General features: G+C 72.0%; 22 protein-coding genes. 17 read left to right on the forward strand and 5 right to left on the reverse strand.

Going from position 1 to position 23320, the window contains the following annotated elements; genetic code table 11:
• Positions 1-67: 67 nt before the first annotated feature.
• Positions 68-1486 carry a DHA2 family efflux MFS transporter permease subunit gene (locus RY076_RS05040; RefSeq protein ID WP_323097180.1) on the forward strand — a complete coding sequence of 473 codons (1419 nt, stop codon included), beginning with the start codon at positions 68-70 and terminating at the stop codon, positions 1484-1486.
• Positions 1487-1568: 82 nt separating this feature from the next.
• Here RY076_RS05040 and RY076_RS05045 read toward each other — a convergent pair whose 3' ends face one another.
• Positions 1569-2288: a hypothetical protein gene (locus RY076_RS05045; RefSeq protein WP_323096505.1), complete on the reverse strand. Its 720-nt coding sequence runs from the start codon at positions 2286-2288 to the stop codon at positions 1569-1571.
• A 114-nt stretch (positions 2289-2402) separates the two neighbouring features.
• On the reverse strand, positions 2403-2621 hold the full coding sequence (locus RY076_RS05050) for a hypothetical protein (RefSeq protein WP_323096506.1): 219 nt from the start codon (positions 2619-2621) through the stop codon (positions 2403-2405).
• 248 nt (positions 2622-2869) lie between these two features.
• Here RY076_RS05050 and RY076_RS05055 point away from each other — a divergent pair, with 248 nt between their 5' ends.
• A complete protein-coding gene (locus RY076_RS05055) occupies positions 2870-3214 on the forward strand; it encodes an iron chaperone (RefSeq protein ID WP_323096507.1) in 345 nt (114 codons plus the stop codon).
• Between the two features lie 47 nt (positions 3215-3261).
• Here RY076_RS05055 and RY076_RS05060 read toward each other — a convergent pair whose 3' ends face one another.
• Positions 3262-4254, reverse strand: coding sequence for a phosphotransferase family protein (locus RY076_RS05060; protein ID WP_323096508.1), 993 nt, complete (start codon positions 4252-4254; stop codon positions 3262-3264).
• A gap of 322 nt (positions 4255-4576) precedes the next feature.
• Here RY076_RS05060 and infA point away from each other — a divergent pair, with 322 nt between their 5' ends.
• The 7 genes from infA to rplQ all read left to right on the forward strand — a co-directional run bounded on the left by infA (position 4577) and on the right by rplQ (position 8706).
• Complete coding sequence (gene infA / locus RY076_RS05065) at positions 4577-4798, forward strand: translation initiation factor IF-1 (protein ID WP_006946284.1); 222 nt, start codon at positions 4577-4579, stop codon at positions 4796-4798.
• Positions 4799-4947: 149 nt separating this feature from the next.
• Complete coding sequence (rpmJ, locus tag RY076_RS05070; protein WP_006592630.1) at positions 4948-5061, forward strand: 50S ribosomal protein L36; 114 nt, start codon at positions 4948-4950, stop codon at positions 5059-5061.
• 219 nt (positions 5062-5280) lie between these two features.
• Positions 5281-5655, forward strand: a complete 375-nt coding sequence (gene rpsM / locus RY076_RS05075; protein ID WP_323096509.1) for a 30S ribosomal protein S13 — start codon at positions 5281-5283, stop codon at positions 5653-5655.
• A gap of 53 nt (positions 5656-5708) precedes the next feature.
• A complete protein-coding gene (gene rpsK, locus RY076_RS05080; protein WP_323096510.1) occupies positions 5709-6104 on the forward strand; it encodes a 30S ribosomal protein S11 in 396 nt (131 codons plus the stop codon).
• Between the two features lie 29 nt (positions 6105-6133).
• On the forward strand, positions 6134-6742 hold the full coding sequence (rpsD, locus tag RY076_RS05085; protein ID WP_323096511.1) for a 30S ribosomal protein S4: 609 nt from the start codon (positions 6134-6136) through the stop codon (positions 6740-6742).
• A 157-nt stretch (positions 6743-6899) separates the two neighbouring features.
• Positions 6900-7925, forward strand: a complete 1026-nt coding sequence (locus tag RY076_RS05090; RefSeq protein WP_323096512.1) for a DNA-directed RNA polymerase subunit alpha — start codon at positions 6900-6902, stop codon at positions 7923-7925.
• A gap of 91 nt (positions 7926-8016) precedes the next feature.
• Positions 8017-8706 (forward strand): 50S ribosomal protein L17, sunset domain variant, encoded by a 690-nt coding sequence (rplQ, locus tag RY076_RS05095; protein ID WP_323096513.1) that lies wholly within the window; start codon positions 8017-8019, stop codon positions 8704-8706.
• 124 nt (positions 8707-8830) lie between these two features.
• Here rplQ and RY076_RS05100 read toward each other — a convergent pair whose 3' ends face one another.
• Positions 8831-9373: an AMIN-like domain-containing (lipo)protein gene (locus RY076_RS05100; protein ID WP_323096514.1), complete on the reverse strand. Its 543-nt coding sequence runs from the start codon at positions 9371-9373 to the stop codon at positions 8831-8833.
• 151 nt (positions 9374-9524) lie between these two features.
• Between RY076_RS05100 and truA the strand changes: the two genes are divergently transcribed.
• The 6 genes from truA (at position 9525) to RY076_RS05130 (ending at position 15608) form a co-directional block, all read left to right on the forward strand.
• Positions 9525-10439, forward strand: coding sequence for a tRNA pseudouridine(38-40) synthase TruA (gene truA / locus RY076_RS05105; RefSeq protein ID WP_323096515.1), 915 nt, complete (start codon positions 9525-9527; stop codon positions 10437-10439).
• Positions 10440-10607: 168 nt separating this feature from the next.
• Entirely contained in the window at positions 10608-11264 is a 657-nt protein-coding gene (locus tag RY076_RS05110; protein ID WP_323096516.1) for a hypothetical protein, read from the forward strand.
• Between the two features lie 41 nt (positions 11265-11305).
• Positions 11306-11935 carry a hypothetical protein gene (locus RY076_RS05115; RefSeq protein ID WP_323096517.1) on the forward strand — a complete coding sequence of 210 codons (630 nt, stop codon included), beginning with the start codon at positions 11306-11308 and terminating at the stop codon, positions 11933-11935.
• Positions 11936-12005: 70 nt separating this feature from the next.
• Positions 12006-13688 carry an ABC-F family ATP-binding cassette domain-containing protein gene (locus RY076_RS05120; RefSeq protein WP_323096518.1) on the forward strand — a complete coding sequence of 561 codons (1683 nt, stop codon included), beginning with the start codon at positions 12006-12008 and terminating at the stop codon, positions 13686-13688.
• 73 nt (positions 13689-13761) lie between these two features.
• Positions 13762-14823 carry a nitronate monooxygenase gene (locus RY076_RS05125; RefSeq protein ID WP_323096519.1) on the forward strand — a complete coding sequence of 354 codons (1062 nt, stop codon included), beginning with the start codon at positions 13762-13764 and terminating at the stop codon, positions 14821-14823.
• 224 nt (positions 14824-15047) lie between these two features.
• Positions 15048-15608, forward strand: a complete 561-nt coding sequence (locus tag RY076_RS05130) for a YbaK/EbsC family protein (protein WP_323096520.1) — start codon at positions 15048-15050, stop codon at positions 15606-15608.
• Between the two features lie 74 nt (positions 15609-15682).
• Here RY076_RS05130 and RY076_RS05135 read toward each other — a convergent pair whose 3' ends face one another.
• The gene (locus RY076_RS05135; RefSeq protein WP_323096521.1) at positions 15683-15964 is read right to left on the reverse strand and encodes a WhiB family transcriptional regulator; all 282 of its coding nucleotides are present in this window, start codon (positions 15962-15964) and stop codon (positions 15683-15685) included.
• A gap of 265 nt (positions 15965-16229) precedes the next feature.
• On the opposite strand from RY076_RS05135, the gene RY076_RS05140 reads away from it, so the two are divergent.
• Both RY076_RS05140 and pulA read left to right on the forward strand, forming a co-directional pair.
• Positions 16230-17306, forward strand: a complete 1077-nt coding sequence (locus tag RY076_RS05140; protein WP_323096522.1) for a MerR family transcriptional regulator — start codon at positions 16230-16232, stop codon at positions 17304-17306.
• 163 nt (positions 17307-17469) lie between these two features.
• Positions 17470-23259, forward strand: coding sequence for a pullulanase-type alpha-1,6-glucosidase (pulA, locus tag RY076_RS05145; protein ID WP_323096523.1), 5790 nt, complete (start codon positions 17470-17472; stop codon positions 23257-23259).
• The last annotated feature ends 61 nt before the right edge of the window (positions 23260-23320 follow it).

Here is a 23320-nt window from a genome sequence, read left to right on the forward strand (position 1 = left end):
GGCGACGCGGGCCGTGCCCGTCGGCGGGGTGCCCGAGGGGCACAACCCGTGGCCGGCCCTGTGGGCCATGGTCATCGGGTTCTTCATGATCCTCGTCGACTCGACGATCGTCTCGGTCGCGACGCCGGCGATCATGCGCGGCCTCGACTCCGACGTCAACGGCGTCATCTGGGTCACGAGCGCCTACCTGCTCGCCTACGCCACGCCGCTGCTCATCACCGGGCGGCTCGGCGACCGGTACGGGCCGAAGAACCTCTACCTCGTCGGGCTGGCGGTCTTCACGGCCGCGTCCCTCTGGTGCGGCCTGACCACGACGATCACCATGCTCGTCGTGGCCCGGGTCGTGCAGGGCCTCGGCGCCGCGATGCTGACGCCGCAGACGATGGCCGTCATCACCCGCACGTTCCCCGCCACCTCCCGTGGCCAGGCGATGGCGCTGTGGGGCGCCACGGCCGGCGTGGCCATCCTCGTCGGCCCGATCGTCGGTGGCCTGCTCGTCGACGGGCCGGGCTGGGAGTGGATCTTCTTCATCAACGTCCCGGTCGGCATCATCGGCTTCGTCCTCTGCAGCCGGCTCGTGCCGCACCTGCAGACCCACAGCCACACCTTCGACTGGCTCGGCGTCGTGCTCTCGGCCGTCGGCATGTTCCTGCTCGTCTTCGGGGTGCAGGAGGGCGAGACGTACGACTGGGGCACCATCAGCGGCTTCGTCTCGGTGCCGCTGCTCATCGGCGCGGGTCTCGTGATCCTCGCCCTGTTCGTCGTCTGGCAGGCCCGCAACCGCCGCGAACCGTTGCTGCCACTGGGGCTGTTCCGCGACCGCAACTTCTCCCTGGCCAACATCGCCATCACCACGATCGGCTTCTCGATCACGGCGATGGGCTTCCCGTTCATGCTCTACGCGCAGGTGGTCCGGGGCCTGACGCCGACGCAGTCGGCCCTCCTGCTCGTACCGATGGCCGTCATCAGTGGTGGCCTCGCGCCTGTGGCCGGTCGGATGGCCGACCGGGTGCACCCGAGGGGCATCACGGCGGTCGGCATCGCGCTGACGTCAGCCTCCCTCGTGTGGGTCGCCCTCATGATGAAGCCGGAGACGCAGACCTGGCAGCTGCTCCCGCCGATGGCCCTCATGGGCCTCGGCAACGCCTTCATGTGGGGGCCGCTCGGGGCGACCGCCACCCGCAACCTGCCGCTGCGTGCGGCCGGCGCCGGCTCCGGCGTCTACAACACGACGCGCCAGGTGGGTGCGGTGCTCGGCAGCGCCGCCATCGCCGCGCTCATCGAGGCCCGCCTCGCCGCCGACCTGCCCGGCATGACCGCCGGCGCCGGTGGGATGCAGCAGGCCTTCGGTCGTGCGCTGCCGCCGCAGGTGCGCGAGGGCTTCTCGAGCGCCATGAGCGAGGCCATGCTCCTGCCCGGGCTCGTCCTGCTCGTCGGTGTCGTCGCCGTCCTCTTCTTCGAGCGCCCGCAGACCCACCCGGCCTGAGGCGCTGAACGTCCGAGGCCGCGAGCATGTCTCGCGCGGCGGCGCGGCTGCGTCAGCGTCCGAGGCGTCCGGCGCGGCGGCGTCAGCGTCCGAGGCGTCCGGCGCGGCCGCCGACGTGGACGACGAGCCGCTCGGCGACGACCCGGGCGTTGGCCTGGAGCACGTCGAGGGGCACCCGCGGGAGGTTCTCCTCCCAGTCGATGAGGGGTGAGCCGCGGAACTGGAGCATCCGTGCAGGGCGGCCGAGGAAGAACAGGTGCAGGTGTGCGCCGCCGTCGCCGTACTTGGCCAGCTGGACGCGCCCGACGCTCGGCACGTGCTCGACCCCGTCGGAGACCGCGACGACGAGCTGGCCCATCTCGGCCGCGAGGTCGCCGGGCAGTGACGGCAGGTCGTGGTGCTCGAGCGGCATGAGCATGAGCATGATCGGCAGCCCGGTGTCGGTGGTGAGGGTGAGGCGCCAGCGGTCGTTGCTCCAGACGAGCCGGGCGTCGGCGTCGGGCGTGGCCTCCGCGGCCTTCGCACCCGGCTGGGCGCACCAGCAGTCGGCCGACCGCTCGCCGCGTCGGGGCGGTTCCTGGTCGGCGGGCGGCTGCACCGGCTTGAGGCGGAGGCTCTCGACCTCGTAGGGGTAGATGTCCCAGCCGGGCATCTCCTCGACGGCGACGGGCAGCCGGCCGTCCGGACCGGCGGCTGCGGCGATCCGCGCGTAGTAGTCCTCGACGCTCTCGGCCGCCTCCGGTGGCGCGGTGACCGCGTCCGTGACGTCGGGCGGGGTCCTGGCGTCGGTGCGCTCGCTCATCCCGCCAGTATGCCGTCGCCCCTGTTCGTGTGCCGCGCGTGCGCCGGGGCGCGACCGGGCGGGCCGGCCGCGCCCCGGCGTCGGGCTCGCTGGAAGGAGCGGACGACGCGGGTGTCAGCTCGGCTGGGGCGTCGTGCAGCCGATCCGGGGGTCGATGCCCACGTAGTTGAGCGGGCCGGCGACGATCGTCACGGCCGCGCTCGCGACGCGGCTGCAGTTCGGCGCCGAGGAGCCGAAGTAGCCGCGCTGGAACGCGGCGATGATGCCGACGAGGAGCCAGACGAGAACGACGATGGAGCTGATGCGGGTCCCTGAACGCCTGCGGACTGCCATGGTGACCTTTCGTGGAGGGCTCCGCCGGAGGGCGGAGCGGTCGGGACGGCGGGTGCCGGGCCGTACGGTGACCGGGCCGTCCTGACGAGCGGGGGCGGCCGCGGTCCCCACCAGACCGGCGACGTGGTCGACGCCCCCGCGTGGACCACCACGGGACGCGTACCCGATCCGCCGGTCATGCCGTCACCGTGGACGGCGGCTCCGTGCGGAACGCCCCGACGGTGCGATTCGCGGGGCACGATGGAGGCGTGGGACCCCTCACCGACTACCTCGCCGACCTGCCGGAGCCGGAGCAGCAGGCCCTGCGCCACGTGGCCGACCTCGCCCGGCGCCTCGCCCCCGACGCCGAGGAGGGCACGAGCTACGGCATGCCGGCCCTGCGCCTCGGCGGCCGGCCGCTCGTCGGGTTCACCGCGGCGAAGGGCCACCTGTCGCTCTTCCCCTTCAGCCCGGCCGTCGTCGACGCCGTCCGCGGCGACCTCGACGGCTTCTCGCTGTCGAAGGGGACGATCCGGTTCGGCGTCGACCAACCGCTTCCGGACGCCGTCGTCGAGCGCGTCGTCGCCCTGCGCCGGGCCGAGCTGGACGCCTGAACCCCCGTCCTGCCGCGGGGCGAGGGAGGCCGGCACCCTCAGAGGCCTCAGAACAGGTGCGCGTCGAGGGTCGCCCTGGCCTGCGACACCCACCACGCGAGGTCGTCACGTTCGCGCTCGCGCTTGTCGGGGTCGGGGTGCAGCGCGGCGTCGAGCGCCTTGTTCCATCCGAGCCAGACGAGGCCGGCGAGCAGTGCGAGGCGCATCGCCGGCTCGTCGTGGGCCGGGCCGAGGGCGTCGGCGTACTCGGCGAGGACCTCCTCGCGGCTGGCGTCGACCACCTGGGAGCATCCGGCGACGAACCGGGCGACGTCGACCGCTCCCGGCCCGTGCACCGCCATCGCCCAGTCGATGAGGACCAGCCGGTCGCCCTCGAACGCCATGTTCACCGTCGCGAGGTCGCCGTGCAGCAGCGTCGACGGCCGGCGCAGCAGCGCCTCGGCGAGCGGTCCGGGGTCGTCGAGGAGTCGGGACACGGCGTCGGCGACGTCGTGGGGGACCTGTTCGCCGAACAGCTCCCAGCCGCGCAGGGTCGCGGCGGCGAGTGGGTTCCCCTCGTCGACGTGGGCTCGCATCCGCGTCGGGGCGAACAGGGCGAGGTGGTCGGTGAGCGGCGTGAGCCCCTCGACCGGCCGGCCCAGGAAGGCCAGGTGGAGGTCGGCGACGCGCCGGACCATCCAGCGGACCCGGGAACGGTCGAGCCGGTGCTCCCACGTCAGCACCTCCCCGCCGAGGTCGCGCATGACGACCACCGTGGTGTCGTCCTCCACCCAGGCCCCGACGACCGGGTGGCCGACGCCGGAGGGCAGCCGGTCGAGCAGCCCGGTCGACCACGCGACGTACTCGGACCCGACCCGCTCGCCCCGGCTGGCCATCAGCAGGTCGTCGCGCGGTGAGAACCGCTTGACGACGAGCCGGCGTCCGTCGGCGAGGACGACCCGTTCGAGGGAGGCCCCCGACTTGCCGGCGTGGCCCGCGAGCGTCGTCCGCGACCGGGCGTGCTCCACCTGCTCCCGCAACGACGTCGAAGCGTCGGGCATCGAAGCGTCGGGCATCGAAGCGTCGGACATCGGACCGTCAGGGACTGGCACGGCCCACCTCCGACACCCTCGCCCGAACCCGCCCGACGAGGGCGCGCCGGCTCGTCCACCGGATCATCCGGGGACGCTCCTGCGATCCAGTCTGCGTGCTCCGGGGGAGCACGGCGACGATTTCAGGAACGGCGGGATCTGGCGTAGTCTTGTGCGTTGGGTGTCGTGTGCCTCGACGCCCGTTGTTCGTCTGCGCCCTGTGCGCGGACACCACGGCACATTCGAGGTCGGGCCACACCGCGGTCCGGCCACCGACAGATTGATGGAGGACATGGCCAAGAAGGACGGTGTCATCGAGATCGAGGGCACGATCGTCGAGGCTCTCCCGAACGCGATGTTCCGGGTCGAGCTCACCAACGGTCACAAGGTGCTCGCCCACATCTCGGGCAAGATGCGTCAGCACTACATCCGGATCCTCCCCGAGGACCGGGTCGTCGTCGAGCTCTCGCCCTATGACCTGACCCGCGGTCGGATCGTCTTCCGCTACCGCTGATCGCCTGGGCCGGAGCGCGCGCACCCACGGGTGCGGGTCGCCCCGGCACGAGCGTGAGGCACCACTCCGATTCCCCAACCAGCACCTGCGCGTCACGGGTCGACCACGGCCCGCGAGGAGCAGGAGCGCGATCTGAAGACAGCAGGCAGATGAAGGTTCAGCCGAGCGTCAAGAAGATCTGCGACAAGTGCAAGGTGATCCGCCGCAACGGGCGGGTCATGGTGATCTGCGAGAACCTGCGCCACAAGCAGCGCCAGGGCTGAGCAGACCCACCACCTTCGCCGTCGACAGTCTTCGACAGCACGCAACACATGCATGACAGCAGCACCCGGCCCCTGATGACCGACCGTCGAGTCGGCGCAGGATGTCACCCCCGGCACGGAGGCCGGGGACCGGCGGTCGTCCTTCTGCGAGGCGACCGGGCACCGGACCGGTGACTGCTCCAGACCTCCGCGAACACAGAAATCAGGAGAACACCCAACATGGCACGTCTTGTTGGCGTCGACCTTCCGCGCGAGAAGCGCGTCGAGGTCGCTCTGACCTACATCTTCGGTGTGGGTCGCACCCGTTCCAAGGAGGCGCTGGTTGCCACCGGCGTCGACCCCAACACCCGCGTCAAGGACCTCGGTGAGACCGAGCTCGTGGCGCTTCGTGACTTCCTCGAGGGCAACTTCCGCCTCGAGGGCGACCTTCGCCGTGAGGTCCAGGCCGACATCCGTCGCAAGGTCGAGATCGGCTCCTACGAGGGTCTTCGTCACCGTCGCGGTCTGCCGGTGCGCGGTCAGCGCACCAAGACCAACGCGCGCACCCGCAAGGGCCCGAAGCGCACCGTGGCCGGCAAGAAGAAGGCCAAGTGACGCTGACCGCCCAGCGGTCGCGTCTCACCGACACACTCTGACGTAGGAGAAACATGCCTCCCAAGGCTCGTACGACGAAGGTTCGTCGTAAGGAAAAGAAGAACGTCGCCCACGGGCACGCTCACATCAAGAGCACGTTCAACAACACCATCATCTCGATCACGGACCCCACCGGCGCCGTGATCGCGTGGGCCTCTGCCGGCCAGGTCGGCTTCAAGGGCTCGCGCAAGTCCACCCCGTTCGCTGCCCAGATGGCGGCCGAGGCTGCGGCCCGGCGCGCGATGGAGCACGGCATGCGCAAGGTCGACGTCTTCGTCAAGGGCCCGGGCTCGGGCCGCGAGACGGCGATCCGCTCGCTGACCGCCACCGGCCTCGAGGTCGGCGCGATCAGCGATGTCACGCCCACGCCGCACAACGGTGTCCGTCCGCCCAAGCGCCGTCGCGTTTGATCCGGCCTGAGCGAAGGAAGTAGAGAACCATGGCTCGTTACACCGGCCCGATCACCAAGAAGTCGCGTCGTCTCAAGATGGACCTCGTCGGCGGCGACAAGAACTTCGAGCTCCGCCCGTTCCCGCCCGGCCAGCACGGCCGTCGCCGGATCCAGGAGAAGGAGTACCTCACCCAGCTCCAGGAGAAGCAGCGCGCTCGCTTCACCTACGGGGTCATGGAGAAGCAGTTCGTCCGGTACTACAAGGAGGCGGCCCGCCGCCCCGGCAAGACCGGTGAGAACCTGCTCCAGATCCTCGAGTCCCGTCTCGACAACGTGGTCTACCGCGCGGGCCTGGCCCGCACGCGTCGCCACGCGCGTCAGCTCGTGACGCACGGTCACTTCGAGGTCAACGGCGTGCGCGTCGACGTCCCGAGCTACCGCGTCGAGCAGTACGACATCATCACGGTCCGCAAGCAGTCCGTCGAGAGCTTCCCGTTCGAGCTGGCCCGCCAGACGTTCGGCGAGCGTCCCATCCCGGCCTGGATGCAGGTCGTCGACGGCTCGCTGCAGATCCTCATCCACCAGCTCCCGGTGCGTGCGCAGATCGACTCGCAGCTCACCGAGCAGCTGATCGTCGAGCTCTACTCGAAGAACTGACGCTTTCCGGTGCGTGCCGCGGGGTCCTCCCGCCGGCACGCACCGGACGCGTCCGCGGGGTCAGGTCGCAGACCGAGTCGACCAGGCCCGCCCGGCTCGCGACCGGGCAGTTTCACGAGGCGTCATATGGCGGGCGCCCGTGGGAAGGAACTGAACAGTGCTCATCGCACAGCGTCCCGTGCTCTCCGAAGAGGTCGTGGTCGAGAACCGCAGCCGCTTCACCATCGAGCCGCTCGAGCCGGGCTTCGGCTACACGCTCGGCAACTCCCTGCGTCGCACCCTGCTCTCGAGCATCCCGGGTGCCGCGGTGACCTCCATCCGCATCGACGGCGTGCTCCACGAGTTCACGACGGTGCCGGGGGTCAAGGAGGACGTCACCGAGATGATCCTCAACATCAAGGGCCTCGTCGTCTCCTCGGAGCACGACGAGCCGGTCGTCATGTACCTGCGCAAGCAGGGTCCGGGCGTCGTCACCGCTGCCGACATCACGCCGCCGGCGGGTGTCGAGGTGCACAACCCCGACCTGCAGATCGCGACGCTGAACGACAAGGGCAAGCTCGAGATGGAGCTGACGGTCGAGCGTGGCCGTGGCTACGTGTCGGCGCAGCAGAACAAGTCCGGTGACCAGGAGATCGGCCGCATCCCGGTCGACTCGATCTACAGCCCGGTGCTCGCCGTGACCTACAAGGTCGAGGCGACCCGTGTCGAGCAGCGCACCGACTTCGACAAGCTCATCGTTGACGTCGAGACGAAGAACTCGATGACCCCGCGCGACGCCATGGCCTCGGCCGGCAAGACGCTGGTCGAGCTGTTCGGCCTGGCCCGTGAGCTCAACGTCGAGGCCGAGGGCATCGACATGGGCCCGTCGCCGACCGACGCCGCGCTGGCCGCCGACCTGGCGCTGCCGATCGAGGACCTCGACCTCACGGTGCGTTCCTACAACTGCCTCAAGCGCGAGGGCATCCACACCGTGGGTGAGCTCGTGGGCCGCAGCGAGGCCGACCTGCTCGACATCCGCAACTTCGGTGCGAAGTCGATCGACGAGGTCAAGGCCAAGCTCGCCGGTATGGGCCTCGCGCTCAAGGACAGCCCGCCCGGGTTCGACCCGTCGGCCCTCGTCGAGGGCTACGGCGACGACTACGACGACGACGACCAGTCGTTCGTCGAGGACGAGCGTCTCTGACCCACCCTGCCTGACCAACGCCTCTGACCATTTCTGACCGGGTCACCACGCGCGAGAGCGCAGCCCGGGCAGTCCTCCTAGGAGATACGAAATGCCCACGCCCACCAAGGGTCCCCGCGTCGGTGGCGGCCCCGCCCACGAGCGGCTGATCCTGGCCAACCTCGCGACGTCGCTCTTCGAGCACGACCGCATCACGACGACCGAGGCCAAGGCCAAGCGCCTGCGCCCGCTCGCCGAGCGTCTCATCACGTTCGCCAAGCGTGGCGACCTGCACGCGCGTCGTCGGGTTCTCACCGTCGTGCGTGACAAGGGTGTCGTCCACCGCCTCTTCGCCGAGATCGCCCCCGACATGGCGGCTCGCGAGGGTGGCTACACCCGCATCACGAAGATCGCCCCGCGCAAGGGCGACAACGCCCCCATGGTCGTCATCGAGCTCGTCCGCGAGCCCCTGTCGGCCAAGAAGGCGACGGTCAAGGAGGCCGAGGCGGCCACGAAGCGCGCTGCCAAGCAGAGCGAGTCGAAGAAGGCCGCTGCCGACACCAAGGCCGCCGAGGACGCCGAGGCTGCCGAGACGGCCGCCGTCGAGGTGCCGAAGGGCGCCGTCGTGGCGAACGAGGACGGCTCGGCCCCCGAGGGCTACACCGTCAAGGGCAACGCCGACTCCGGCAAGTACCACGAGCCGGACGGCCAGTGGTACGACCAGACGATCGCCGAGTTCTGGTTCAAGTCGGCCGAGGACGCCGAGGCCGCCGGCTTCACGAAGGCCGGCGCCGGCTCCTGAGCCACCTCGCACCACAGCGAAAGAGCAGCTCGTCCAGTCGGACGAGCTGCTCTTTCGCTGTCTCCGGAGGGACGATCGACCTGTTCTCCCGGCTCTCCGGGGGAGGGGCGGGCCGCCCCTGCGGTCACCAGTGGTGGGCGACGTCGACGACGAGGCGCCGTCCGCCGTCGGCGTCGGCGAGCACGAACGCGCGCATCGGCAGGCGGGCCCGCACGCCGAGGCCGTAGTCGGTGTAGCCCTCGAAGCTGCCGACGTTCTTCAGCTGCCGGAAGGTGCGCCAGCCGGTGAAGGTCCGCGTGCTCGTGCCGAGGGTCGAGGGCGCGTCGACGGTCACCTGGAGGCGGGCGCCACCGGCGACGGGCACCGGCAGGCCGCTGCCCGGCCCGGTGACCGCGCTGACGTAGCGGACGCTGTAGCCCACGCGGCCCCGGCCGGGTGCGAGGTCGAGGACGAGCCGGTCGAAGCAGGCGTGCTGCCCGGCGCGGGCGCCGGTGACACGTCCGCTCCACAGTGCGGCGGGGCTCGTCGCCTTGGCGAGCGAGCCCCAGGTGATGCCGCAGTAGGGCGCGGCGGAGGCGTCGGGTGACGCGGTGGCGGCGCCGGCGGTGGCCGCCAGGACGGCGGCCGCGGCGGCGACGGCGAGGCGACGGCGTGGTGTCGCGAACATGTGAGCCCCCTTGGTGCGGTGGGGTCGGGCCCCGTGCCCGGCCCCACCTGTAGACGGCTCACGGAAGCCGCCGGTTGACACCGGTCGGACGCGCCGGTGCGGCGGGGTGCGCCCCGTGTGGCCGGACAGGTCGCCGGATAGGTTGTCCGGCATGACGGGCGACGTGACGCCGGACGAGCCGGGGGTGGCGGAGGCGCCGGAGACCCTGCGGATCCGGCTCGACCTCGCCTACGACGGCACCGACTTCTCGGGCTGGGCCCTCCAGCCGGCCCGGCGCACCGTCGAGGGCGTCCTCAGTGAGGGACTCACCACCGTGCTGCGCCCCACCGACCCGCTGCGGCTCACCGTCGCGGGCCGCACCGACGCCGGCGTGCACGCGCGCGGGCAGGTCGTGCACGTCGACGTCGACCCGGCGGGGTGGGCGGCCCTGCCCGGGCGCTCCGACCGCGCGCCCGGTGAAGCCCTCGTGACGCGTCTGGCGGGCGTGCTGCCGGCCGACGTCGTCGTACGCCGCGCGGCGCCGGCGGCCCCCGGCTTCGACGCCCGCTTCGCCGCCCTCGAGCGTCGGTACGTCTACCGGCTGGCCGACCCGGGCGCCGCCCGCGACCCGCTACGGCGCCTCGACACCGTCGTGTGGCGCAAGCCGCTGGACGTCGAGGCGATGGACGCCGCCTCGCGCGGCCTCGTCGGCCTGCGCGACTTCGCCGCGTTCTGCAAGCAGCGCGAGGGAGCCACCACGGTGCGCACCCTGCTCGAGTTCTCGTGGCAGCGGCTCGAGGACGGCGTGCTCGCCGCCACGGTGCGGGCCGACGCGTTCTGCCACTCCATGGTCCGCTCGCTCGTCGGCGCCGTGGTGCCCGTCGGCGAGGGCCGGCGCCCCGTCGCGTGGCCGGCCGGCCTCGTCTCGCGGGGCGGACGGGCGAGCGAGGTGCACGTCATGCCGCCGCACGGCCTGAGCCTCGAGGAGGTGCGCTACCCCGACGACGCGGGCCTGGCCGCGCGCGCCCGGCAGACGCGCGCCCGCCGCGGGGCCGGCGGCGAGCACGGCGCCCAGCCCCTCGAGTAGCCCCTCGAGTAGCCCCTCGAGTAGCCGCACGGACAGCCCGACGGCAGGTGCGAGGTGTCGGGCGCGGTCGACGTCGAGGTCGACATCCAGGTCGACATCCAGGTCGAGGCGTCCCGCCCATCGGCGCTCACAGGGCGTTCCCACGGGCCCTGTGGTTGGATCTTCGGCATGATCGCGCGCCCCTCCCGCCTCGCGACGGCTCTCGCCGTGACGTGTGTGCTCGTCCTCGCCGGTTGCTCCAAGGACGCCGGAGCCACGGGCGGTGCGTCCGGTGGCGCCTCGGCCGCAGCCACCTCCACGACGAGCATGGCGAGCACGACGAGCACGACCCCGGCGAGCGGGTCGGGCGCGACCTCGGCCGGCACCGGTACCGCCGCCGGTGACGCGGTGCCCGGCCGGTCCGCGACCTTCACGGTCGTGCCTCCTGAGGGCTGGGCCGAGGCCACCGACCGCGCCAACGGCGTCAAGGACATCGACCTCGTGCTGCTGTCCTCGAAGAAGGTCGGCAGCTTCGCCAACAACCTCGTCGTGCTGAGCAGCCCCGGCGACGAGCAGACCCTGCGCGACGAGCTGGACAAGGGCCGCACGCAGCTGCAGGCGGCCGGTCGCACCGTGTCCGCCGCCCCCGACCAGCAGGTGGACGGCGTGACCGCCACCGGCTTCACCTCGACCTTCGAGGAGCAGGGGATCAAGGTCGTCGCCCGGTCCTACGGACTCGTCCACCAGGGTCGTGTGTTCCTGCTGACCCTGTCCTCCTCGCAGGAGGACGCCGACCACGCCCTGACCGAGCTCGACGAGATCCTCTCGTCCTGGTCGTGGTCCTGACGACCGCCACCCGACACCGACACGCCCTCGGACGTCCCCTCGTGAACCGACTCGGACCCGCCCTGCCCGCGCTCGCCCTCGTCCTCGGCCCTGCGCTCCTCGCCGGCTGCTCCGCCGACCCGGCGCCGACGCCGCCCAAGCCCACCGACACCGGCACGGTGATCCTGCCCACCTCGAAGGTGCCGACCACCGACAGCGGCGGACACCTCATCGAGCCGCTGCCGACGAACCTGCCGCAGGCCGCGCTCACCGACGACCGCGTCCGGGGCATGGACTACAGCTACCCGATCCCGGCCGGCTGGGCGTCCGGCGAGCGCGACCTCACCCCGCGCCCCGACACGCTCGTGCAGCCGCAGGACACCGACGTGCCCGGCTTCGTCGCCGTCGAGCAGCCGTTCGAGGTGGGCTCCCTCGGGCTGTCCGGCGTCGTCGACAAGCTCCGGTCCGGGTTCGAGCAGAAGGGCTTCGCGCCGAAGGCCGCCCCGGAGCGGCAGGTGGCCGGCTACCAGGCGCAGGGCATCGTCGTCGACCAGTCCGAGGACGTGCGGCACGTCTACTACATCGTCGTGTACACGCAGAAGGCCTTCGCGATCCGCCTCACCTACGACCCCCACGACCCGACGGCGCTCGCGGCCTACGAGGCCGTCCTCGACGCGTGGTCGTGGGGCTGACCCCGCCGGTGCGGCCTCTCGGGGATATCCGCGTGACGGCGCCCGGTCCGATGCGTCAGGCTTGACCCTCGTGGGTCACGTCGACGTCAACTCGGTCTCCTTCAGCCTGCCCGACGGCAGGCCGCTTCTCGGCGACGTCTCGCTGCGGGTGGGGGAGGGCGCCAAGGTCGCGCTCGTCGGCCCCAACGGCACCGGCAAGACGACGCTGACACGCATCATCGCCGGCGACCTCGCCGCCCACGACGGCGCCGTGACGCGTTCAGGTGGCCTCGGTGTCATGCGCCAGTTCGTCGGGTCGGTCCGCGACGACTCCACGGTGCGCGACCTGCTCGTGTCGGTGGCGCCCGAACGGATCCGCGTCGCGGCGCAGGAGATCGACCGCACCGAGCTGCTCATGATGGAGCGCGACTCCGAGGACGACCAGATGGCCTACGCCCACGCGCTCGTCGAGTGGGGCGAGGCCGGCGGCTACGAGCAGGAGACGCTCTGGGACCAGTGCACGACCGCCGCGCTCGGCATCCCCTACGACAAGGCGCAGTGGCGCGCGGTCAACACCCTCTCCGGCGGTGAGCAGAAGCGTCTGGTGCTCGAGGCGCTGCTGCGCGGCCCCGAGGAGGTGCTGCTGCTCGACGAGCCGGACAACTACCTCGACGTGCCCGGCAAGCGCTGGCTCGAGGAGGCGCTGACGGCCTCGCCGAAGACCGTCCTGTTCATCAGCCACGACCGCGAGCTGCTCGACCGCGTCGCCACGCGCATCGCGACGCTCGAGCCGGGGGCTGCCGGCGCGACGCTCTGGGTGCACCCCGGCCGGTTCTCGACGTACGCGCAGGCGCGCGAGGACCGCAACGCGCGACTCGAGGAGCTGCGCCGGCGCTGGGACGAGGAGCACGCCAAGCTCAAGGCGCTGGTGCTCATGTACAAGACGAAGGCCGCCTACAACGACGGCCTCGCCTCGCGCTACCAGGCGGCGCAGACGCGCCTGGCCAAGTTCGAGGAGGCCGGCCCGCCGGAGGCGACGCCGATGACCCAGCACGTGAAGATGCGCCTCACCGGCGGGCGTACCGCCAAGCGCGCCGTCGTCGCCGAGGGCCTCGAGCTGACCGGCCTGATGAAGCCGTTCGACCTCGAGGTCTGGTACGGCGAGCGCGTGGCAATCCTCGGCAGCAACGGCTCGGGCAAGTCCCACTTCCTGCGGCTGCTCGCCTCCGGCGGCACCGACCCCGAGCGCGAGCACCAGCCCGTCGGCGACATCCGCCCCGAGCCGGTCGCCCACGAGGGCAGCGTGCGGCTCGGCTCGCGGGTACGCCCCGGGTGGTTCGCCCAGACCCACCAGCACCCGACGCTCGTGGGGCGCACCCTGCTGGAGATCCTGCACCGCGGCGACGAGCACCGCGCCGGCAAGCCCCGCGAGGAGGCGGCCCGCGCGCTCGACCGGTACAACCTGGCCCGCAGCGGCGAGCAGCGGTTCGAGTCGCTGTCCGGCGGACAGCAGGCGCGGTTCCAGATCCTGCTGCTCGAGCTGTCGGGGGCGACCCTGCTGCTGCTCGACGAGCCCACCGACAACCTCGACCTCCAGTCCGCCGAGGCCCTCGAGGAGGGGCTCGACCGGTTCGACGGGACCGTCGTCGCGGTGACGCACGACCGGTGGTTCGCCCGGGGGTTCGACCGCTACCTCGTGTTCGGACAGGACGGCCGGGTGTACGAGTCGGACGAGCCGGTGTGGGACGAGGGACGCGTCGTCCGCCCTCGCTGACGTCGGCTGGCGCTGACGTCGCCTGACGTCGGCTGGCGGTGACGCCGGCGGGCCCCGGCGGTAGCGTCGGGGCATGGCCGACTCACCGCTGCTGACGCTGTTCGAGGTCCCCGTCGTCGGTGCCCCGATGGCGGGCGGTCCCTCGACGCCCGACCTCGCGGCGGCGGTCAGCGACGCCGGCGGGCTCGGCTTCCTCGCCGGCGGCTACCTCGGCGTCGACCAGCTCGCGCGCCAGCTCGCCGACGTGTGGGACATCACGAGCCGGCCCTTCGGCGTCAACCTCTTCGTGCCGGAGTCGGCCAACACCCATCCCATGCGGCGGGGCCTCGACGGGGCGGAGCGTGCCGCCGCCGTGGCGGGCTACCGCGAGCGGCTGCTGCCGGACGCCGAGCGCCTCGGCGTCGACCTGCCCGTGCCCGAGGCGGGCGACACCGACGACTGGGAGCGCAAGGTCGACCTCCTCGTGCGCGAACGGGTGCCGGTCGTGTCGTTCACCTTCGGGCTGCCCGACGCCGCGGTGCTCGGGGCGCTGCGCCGGTCGGGCTCGCTCACGGTCGCGACCGTCACCGACCCGGGGGAGGCACGCGGCGCCCTCGAGGCCGGGGTCGACGGCCTCGTCGTGCAGGGTCATGAGGGCGGCGGCCACCGGGGCACCCTCGACCCGCAGGGAGTGCCCGACGAGGCCGACCTGCTCGACGTCGTGTCCCAGGTGGCCGCGCTCGCCGACGTGCCGGTCGTCGCGGCCGGTGGCATCGCCGACGCCAGCCGCGCCGCCGCGCTCCTCGCGGCCGGTGCTGCGGCCGTCCAGGTGGGCACCGCGCTGCTGCTGACGCCGGAAGCCGGTACCGGGCTCGCCTACCGTCGGGCGCTCGCCGATCCGGCCTTCACGACGACCCGCGTGACGCGCGCGTTCTCCGGGCGCCTGGCGCGCTCCCTCGAGACCGACTTCGTGCGCGAGCACTCCGACGCCGCACCGGCGGCCTACCCGGAGGTGCACCACGTGACGGTGCCGCTGCGTCGGGCCTCGGCCGCGGCCGACCGCCCCGACCACCTCGCGCTCTGGGCCGGCACCGGCTGGCGCCGCGCCCGCCCGGTGCCCGCCGCCACCGTCGTCGCGAGCCTCCTCCCGCGCTGACGGGCGTCCGCCCCGGCCCCGTACGAGTCGTCCCCCGGTGGGCCCATCCGCGCGCCTCCTGCTCGCCTTCCTGCTCGCCTTCCTGCTCGCCTTCCTGCTCGCCTTCCTGGTCGCCTTCCTGCTCGCCCTCCTGCGTCGAGTGAGCACCCCGTCACTCCTGTCACGTGACGCGAGTGACGGGGTGCTCACTCGATGCAGGAAGAGCGTGGATCTACGGTGTGGCCATGGCATCTGCGCAAGGAAACCTGGACTGGGTCCCGGCGGGGGAGCGTCCCGACCTGCTGGCACGTCCTGTGGCCGACGCCCTGACGTTCGTCCCGGAGGCCCGGGTGGCGCCCATCGACGCGGCGCTCGCCGACACCGCTGCGTTCTGCGCGGCCTACGACGTCGCGCCCGAGGCGTCGGCCAACTGCGTCGTCGTCGAGGCGCGCCGGGGCGAGGTCACGACGCTCGCCGCGGTCATGGTGCTCGCGACCGACCGGGCCGACATCAACCGGGTGGTGCGCAAGCACCTCGGGGCGCGCAAGATCTCCTTCGCCGACCAGGCGGTCGCCGAGTCGCTGACCGGGATGCAGCAGGGCGGGATCACGCCCGTCGGCCTCCCGGCGGACTGGCCGGTGCTCGTCGACGCGGGTGTGGTGGCGGCCGGGCCCGTCGTCATCGGGGCCGGGGTGCGGGGGGCCAAGCTGCTGCTCGACGGGGCGAGCCTGGCGGGACTGCCGAACGCCGAGGTGGTCGCGCTGGCCGTGCCCGCCCCCGCGCCGGTCGTCGACCCCGCGGGCTGAGCACGGGGGACGGCGCGGGGGCGGCGTGGTGCGCAGAGCGCGCCCACGCTCCGACGAGCCGCGAGGGGGGCGGCTCAGCCGGCGGCGTCCCAGAGCAGGCGCGAACGCTCGGCGGCGGTGGTCCCGCCCCAGATGCCGAACGGTTCGGGCACCCGCATCGCATGGTCGAGGCACTGGCGGGCGACGGGGCAGGAGGAGCACACGGCCTTGGCGGCGTCGGTGCGCTCCCGGCGGGCGACCTGTCCGAGGTCGGGGTCGTCGGCGAAGAACTGCTCGACGTCCGCCCCGCGGCACAGGCCCTGCTCCTGCCACTCGTAGGACTCGTGCACGGGTCGAGGAAGTCGCGTCACGGTCATGGGTCGGTCCTTCCGGCCTGGTGGCCGCTCGCGCGGCCGGTGTTGCGGTTCGGGTCGGGCCGGCCGTTGCGTCGTCCAGGCCAGCGGACTGGCACCCATGAGCACGATCGGACCCTGCACACCAAACTTATGCACAACTCATGCACTTGCACAAGATCGCTGCGCAAGTTTATGGTGAGCAGGTCGAACGGGCCGCGCGCCGGGACGACGGGAATGTCCCGCGCAGCGCGGCACCGGACGGTAGGAATGTTTCGGTGAGGCAGGCATGAGTGATGACGTGACGGCACAGGACGGGACCGCCCAGGAGGGCGGCCCCGACTCCGACGTGCCCGGGCGCCATCTGCCGGAGCTGAGCTGGTCGGTGGGTGCGGTCGCCGAACGGCTCGGGCTCTCCGCCTCGACCCTGCGCTCGTGGGAGCGCCGCTATGGCCTCGCTCCGACCCACCGCACGCACGGCGGCCATCGCCGCTACGGCCCTGCCGACGTCCAACGCGTCCAGCTCATGGCGCGCCTCACGTCGCAGGGCGTGCCCGCCCAGGTGGCGGCCGAGTCGGTCAGCGCCCTCACCGACGCCGCCGTCGCTGCGCGGCTCGCCTCGTCCGACGCCTTCGACGCCGTCTTCGGCGCCGCCCCCGGCCTCGACCGCGAGGGCGCGCGCGGGACCGGTCGCGACACGTCCGACGACGTGCCCGAACCCTCCTTCGCCCCGGAGGCGATCGTCGAGGGGATCATCGGAGCGGCTCTCCACCTCGACTCCGGCACCCTGGTGGCCTTCTACCGCCAGGCACTGCGCCAGCTCGAGTTCCGCGACGCGTGGTCGTCCGTTTTCGCCCCCGCGCTGCGCCTCGTCGGGGAACGCTGGGGCGACGGCTCGCTCGGCGTCGAGGGTGAGCACCTGGCGAGCGAGCTGCTCCAGGGCGAGCTGCGCTCGGTCGTGCGCGCCAACCGCAAGCGGGTGTCCGGAGTGCCCGTGCTGCTCGGCAGCGCCGACGACGAGCACCACCACCTGCCGGTCATCGCCGTCGAGGCCGAGCTCGCGCGTTGCGGGGCCCCCAGCGTCTTCCTCGGCGCGCGGGTGCCGGCCCGCTCGATGGTCGATGCCCTCGTGCAGACCCGCGCCCGCGTCATGTTCCTCTGGGCCTCGTTGCCCCGCCCGGAGTCCGAGCCGTTCTGGCGGCTGGTCTCCGACGCGGGTCGGCCCGTGACGGTCGTGCTCGGCGGCCCGGGGTGGGCTGAGGAACCGCCCGAGGTCGGCCACGGCGTCGACGTGCGTCTCGTAGGCGACCTCGAGGGTGCCGTCGACCTGCTGCTCGAGGTGAACGAGCGAGGCGCCCGCGCCTGACGCCATTCGCCACTCCGCAAGAAATGGGCGTCCGCTGCAAAAAGTTGCAGCCAACCCCTAGCGAGTCGGACGAATGGGGCGCTACGTTGCCGGGTGGCCGGCGAGGGGACCCTCCACGAACGCGTGGCGACCTGCCGGCGCCTCACTGCACGAAGGAGTGCACATGCGTCGTAGGCCGGCTCTGACCGCCGCCAGCGTCTCCGCCCTCGTCCTCGCCGGCACGGTCGTGCCCCTGGCCGGGACCACGACCGCCCGCGCCGCAGAGCGCACCGCGACGCTCGTCGGCTCGCTCCAGAGCGAGCTCGGCTGCCCGGGTGACTGGCAGCCTGACTGCACCGACACCGACCTCGTCCGCCAGGCCGGCACGAGCACCTTTGCCGCGGAGTTCGACGTGCCCAAGGGCTCCTACGAGCTCAAGGTCGCCATCGACCACGGGTGGGGCGAGAGCTACGGCCAGGACGGCGGCGGCTCGAACGTGCCCCTGGTCCTCGAGGGCCCCGAGCGACTCCGTGTCACCTACGACGACACGACGCACGCCATCGGCATCGCGCCCACCGACCTGCCGGGTGCGGCCACGAAGGCCGACATCGCGCTCGCCGGCCAGTCGCTGCGCACCGGCTCGACGCGTGAGCGCTTCTACTTCGTCATGGCCGACCGGTTCGCCGACGCCGACCCCGCCAACGACCGCGGCGGCCTGACCGGCGACCGTCTCGCCACCGGGTACGACCCGACGGACATGGGCTTCTACCACGGTGGCGACCTCAAGGGCGTCATCGGCAAGCTCGACTACATCAAGGGCCTCGGCACCACGGCGATCTGGCTGACGCCCTCGTTCAAGAACCGCCCGGTCCAGGGCTCGGGGTCGAACGCGAGCGCCGGCTACCACGGCTACTGGGTCACCGACTTCACCCGGATCGACCCGCACCTCGGCACGAACGCCGACATGAAGAACCTCATCGCGGCGGCGCACGCCAAGGGCATGAAGGTCTACTTCGACATCATCACGAACCACACGGCCGACGTCATCTCCTACCAAGGCGGCCAGTACACCTACATCCCCAAGGCCGACAAGCCGTACAAGGACTCCCAGGGCAACGCCTTCGACGACGCCGACTACGCCGGCAAGGACACGTTCCCGGCGATGGACCCGGCGACGTCCTTCCCGTACAAGCCCGTCGTCGCCGACGCCGACAAGGACGTCAAGGTGCCGGCGTGGCTCAACGACGTGACGCTGTACCACAACCGCGGTGACTCGACGTATGCCGGCGAGTCCGCCACGTACGGCGACTTCTCCGGCCTCGACGACCTCTTCACCGAGAACCACAAGGTCGTCACGGGGATGGAGGACATCTACAAGACGTGGGTCGACTTCGGCGTGGACGGATTCCGCATCGACACCGCCAAGCACGTCGACATGCCGTTCTGGCAGCACTTCTCGCCCGCGATCCTCGACCACGCCAAGCAGGCCGGCAAGAACTTCTTCATGTTCGGCGAGGTGTACGACGGAAACCCTTCGTACACCAGCCAGTTCACGACCAAGGGCAAGCTGCCGGCCACGCTCGACTTCGGCTTCCAGGGGGCGGCGCTCGGTTTCGCGCAGAGCAAGGCGACCACCGGCGTCCGTGACCTCTTCGCCGGCGACGACTACTACACCGACACCGACTCCAACGCCTACGAGCTGCCGACCTTCCTCGGCAACCACGACATGGGCCGCGTCGGTGCGATGCTCCAGGCGGCCGGCTACGCCGGCAAGGAGCTTCTCGACCGCGACTCCCTCGCGACGTCGCTGATGTTCCTCACGCGTGGCCAGCCGGTCGTCTACTACGGCGACGAGCAGGGCTTCACCGGTCCCACGACCGACTTCGGCGACAAGCGCGCCCGGCAGGACATGTTCGCGACGCAGACGGCCGACTACGCCGACGACACGATCGTCGGCAGCGCCGACAAGGCCGGCACCGGCGCGCACTACGACACGAGCGCCCCGCTCTATCGGCAGATCGCCGCCCTGTCCGCACTGCGCCAGGCCAACCCGGCGCTCGCCGACGGCGCGCAGGTGCACCGCTACGCCAGTGACAGTGCCGGCATCTACGCCATCAGCCGCATCGACAAGGCGGCCAAGCGTGAGTACCTCGTCGTGGCCAACAACGCGACGACGGCCAAGCAGGCCACGTTCCAGACCTACTCGGCGCGGTCGAAGTTCAGCCCGCTGCTGGGCGGCCCCGGCGACCTGCGCGCCGACGCGTCGGGCCGGGTCACCGTCAGCGTCCCGCCGCTGTCGGTGAAGGTCTTCCGCGCCGACTCGACGATGGAGGTCTCGCGCACGGCCCCGCCGGTTTACCCGCTCTCGCCGAGCGCCGGCGGTGTCGTCGGCGGACGCGCCGAGATCTCGGCCGCGGTCCCGGGCGACACCTTCGCCGACGTCACGTTCCTCGCGCGTCCGGCCGGCACGTCGGCCTGGACGACGCTCGGCACCGACGACAACGCGCCGTACCGCGTCTTCCACGACCTCAGCGGCTTTGCCAAGGGCACGCTCATGGAGTACCGCGTGCTCGCCCGCGACCTCGCCGGGCACGTGTCGGCGACCTCGACCTATGGCGTTGTCGGCGACCCTGCGCCGGCGGGCGGTAGCGGTGGTGGCGGCGGCGTCGGCCCGGTGACCCAGCCGGACAACGTCAGCGTGCCCGGCAGCCTCAACAGCGAGATGTCCTGCCCCGGCGACTGGCAGCCGGCCTGCGACCAGGCGCAGCTGACCCTCGACCCGAAGGACGACATCTGGAAGGGCTCGTACTCCTCGATCCCGGCCGGCGACTACGAGTACAAGGCCGCGATCAACAAGTCGTGGGACGAGAACTACGGGGTCGGCGCCGCCAAGGGCGGTTCGAACATCCCCGTCACGGTGCCCGCCGGCAAGCCGGTGAGCTTCTACTACGACCACCGCACCCACTGGGTCACGAGCGACGCGCAGGGCCCGATCATCACCGCGCCCGGCTCGTTCCAGAGCGAGCTCGGCTGCCCGGGCGACTGGTCACCCGACTGCATGCGCTCGTGGCTGCAGGACCCCGACGGTGACGGCACGTACACCTTCAGCACCGACGCCATCCCCGCCGGCAGCTACGAGTTCAAGGTGGCGCACGGGCTGAGCTGGGACGAGAATTACGGTGCCGGCGGTGCCGCGGGCGGTTCGAACGTCGCGTTCTCGGTGCCGTCCGACGGCGTCGTCACGACGATCAGCTACGTCCTCGCGACACACCAGATCTCGGTCAAGACCTCGCGCGCCGGAGCCGCGCCCGACCTGACGAAGGCCAAGGCGTTCGTCGTCGGACCCGACCTCGTCGCGTGGCCGGCCACCGGCCTGCCGGCGGGCACCGACCCGGCGACGCTCTCCTGGCGCCTGCACTGGTCGGCCACCGGTGGCCTCGGCCTCGATGCCGAGTCCGTGACGGGTGGCTCGGTGGCGACGCTGACGCGTGACCCGGCCGGACTGCCGGCCGCGCTCACGACGGCGCACCCGGAGCTCAAGGGCTACGTCGCGCTGCGCGCCGACAAGGCCACGTCGCGGCAGATGGCCGACATCCTGCGTGGCCAGGTGGCCGTCGCGATGTACGACTCGTCGGGCGCGCTGCTCGACGCGTCGGGTGCCCAGACGGCGATCGCGCTCGACGCGTTGTACGCAACGCCCGCGAGTCGGGGCGCCTACGGCGTCAACGTCTCCGGCGGACGCGTCGGGTTCCGACTGTGGGCGCCGACGGCGCAGGACGTCACGCTGCTGACGTGGGCCGCGGGCTCGGCCGACCAGCCGGTCGCCACGGCACACCGCACGCCGATGACGCGCTCGACGGACGGCTCGTGGTCGACCTCGCTCGGCGCCGCGGGCCGCAACGCCCGGTACCTCTACGAGGTCAGGGTGTGGGCCCCGAGCACGCAGAAGGTCGAGACGAACGTCGTCACCGACCCGGCCTCGGTGGCCCTGACGCCGAGCTCGGCGCGCTCCGTGGCCGTCGACCTCGCCGACCCCGCGTTCATGCCCTCGGCCTGGCGCACGACCCCGTCGCCGCGCCTCGCCAAGGACGTCGACTCGACGATCTACGAGCTGCACGTGCGCGACTACTCGATGAGTGACGCCAAGGTGCCGGCCGTGCTGCGCGGCAGCTACCTCGCCTTCGCTGAGAACGGTGACGGGCGGGCCCACCTCAAGGCCCTGGCCAAGGCCGGTCTCAACACCGTGCACCTGCTGCCGACCTTCGACATCGCCTCCATCGAGGAGGACAAGGCCAAGCAGCAGACGCCGCAGTGCGACCTGGGCTCCTACGCCCCGGACAGCGACCAGCAGCAGAAGTGCGTCACGGCCGTCGCGGGCAAGGACGCCTTCAACTGGGGCTACGACCCGTACCACTGGAGCGTCCCGGACGGCTCGTACGCCTCGAGCACCCAGGCCGCCGACGGCGGGCAGCGCATCTCGCAGTTCCGCACCATGGTGGGCGCGCTGCACCAGGACGGCCTGCGGGTCGTGCTCGACCAGGTCTTCAACCACACGTCGGCCTCGGGCCAGGCCGACCAGTCGGTGCTCGACAAGGTCGTGCCGGGCTACTACCACCGGCTCAATGCGACCGGCGCCGTCGAGACGTCGTCGTGCTGCCAGAACGTCGCCACCGAGCACGCGATGGGCCAGAAGCTCATGGTCGACTCGGTCGTCTCGTGGGCGCGCAACTACAAGGTCGACGGCTTCCGCTTCGACCTCATGGGCCACGCCAGCCGCGACAACATGCTCGCGGTTCGCTCGGCGCTCGATGCCCTGACGACGGCCAAGGACGGCGTCGACGGCAAGGCGATCTACCTCTACGGCGAGGGCTGGAACTTCGGCGAGGTCGCGAACAACGCGCGCTTCACCCAGGCCACCCAGGGCCAGCTCGGCGGCACCGGCATCGGCACCTTCAGCGACCGGCTGCGCGACGCCGTCCGCGGTGGTGGCCCGTTCGACGAGGACCCGCGCCGTCAGGGCTTCGGCTCGGGCGAGTCGACCGACCCGAACGGGGCGGCCGTCAACGACGGTGCCGCGACGCGTCTGGCGCACGACACCGACCTCGTGCAGCTCGGCCTCGCCGGCAACCTGCGGGCGTTCGAGTTCCGCAGCCAGGAGAGCGGGCAGGTCGTGCGGGGTGACAAGGTCGACTACAACGGGGCGCCGGCCGGCTATGCCGACCAGCCCGACGAGGTCGTCAGCTACGTCGACGCGCACGACAACGAGACGCTCTTCGACGCGCTGACGTACAAGCTGCCGGTGGCGACCTCGATGACCGACCGGGTGCGCATGAACACCCTGTCGCTCGCGACCACCGCTCTGGCACAGACGCCCTCGTTCTGGCACGCCGGCGCCGACCTGCTGCGCAGCAAGTCGCTCGACCGCGACTCCTACGACAGCGGCGACTGGTTCAACCGCCTCGACTGGACCGGCGCGGACAACGGCTTCGGGCACGGGCTGCCGCCCGAGGGCCCGAACTCGAACAAGTGGTCGTACATGAAGCCGCTCCTCGCGAGCCCGGCCCTCAAGCCGGCCGCGGGCGACGTGCAGAAGGCGAGCGCCATGGCGCAGGACCTGCTGCGCCTGCGGTTCAGCAGCCCGCTGTTCCGCCTGGGCTCCGCCTCGGCCATCGAGTCGAAGGTGTCGTTCCCCGTGTCGGGCACGGCCGACGCCCACGCCGGCGTCGTCGTCATGCGCGTCGACGACACGAAGGGCGCCGACGTCGACCCGCGCCTGGACGGCCTCGTCGTCGTGTTCAACGCGACGCCGGACGCCGTGTCGCAGAAGGTGCCCGGGCTCACCGGCGCGCTGACGCTGAGCCCGGTGCAGGCGGGTGGGGCCGACGCGGTCGTCAAGCAGTCGACGTGGAACGCCGGGACGTCGACGCTCACCGTCCCGGCCCGCACCGTGGCCGTGTTCGTCCAGGCGCACTGAAGGACGGTCCGGCCGCACGACGACGGGCCCCGGGGAGACGTGCTCTCCCCGGGGCCCGTGC

It is taken from the genome of Intrasporangium zincisolvens, assembly GCF_034724055.1.
Lineage (GTDB): Bacteria > Actinomycetota > Actinomycetes > Actinomycetales > Dermatophilaceae > Monashia > Monashia zincisolvens.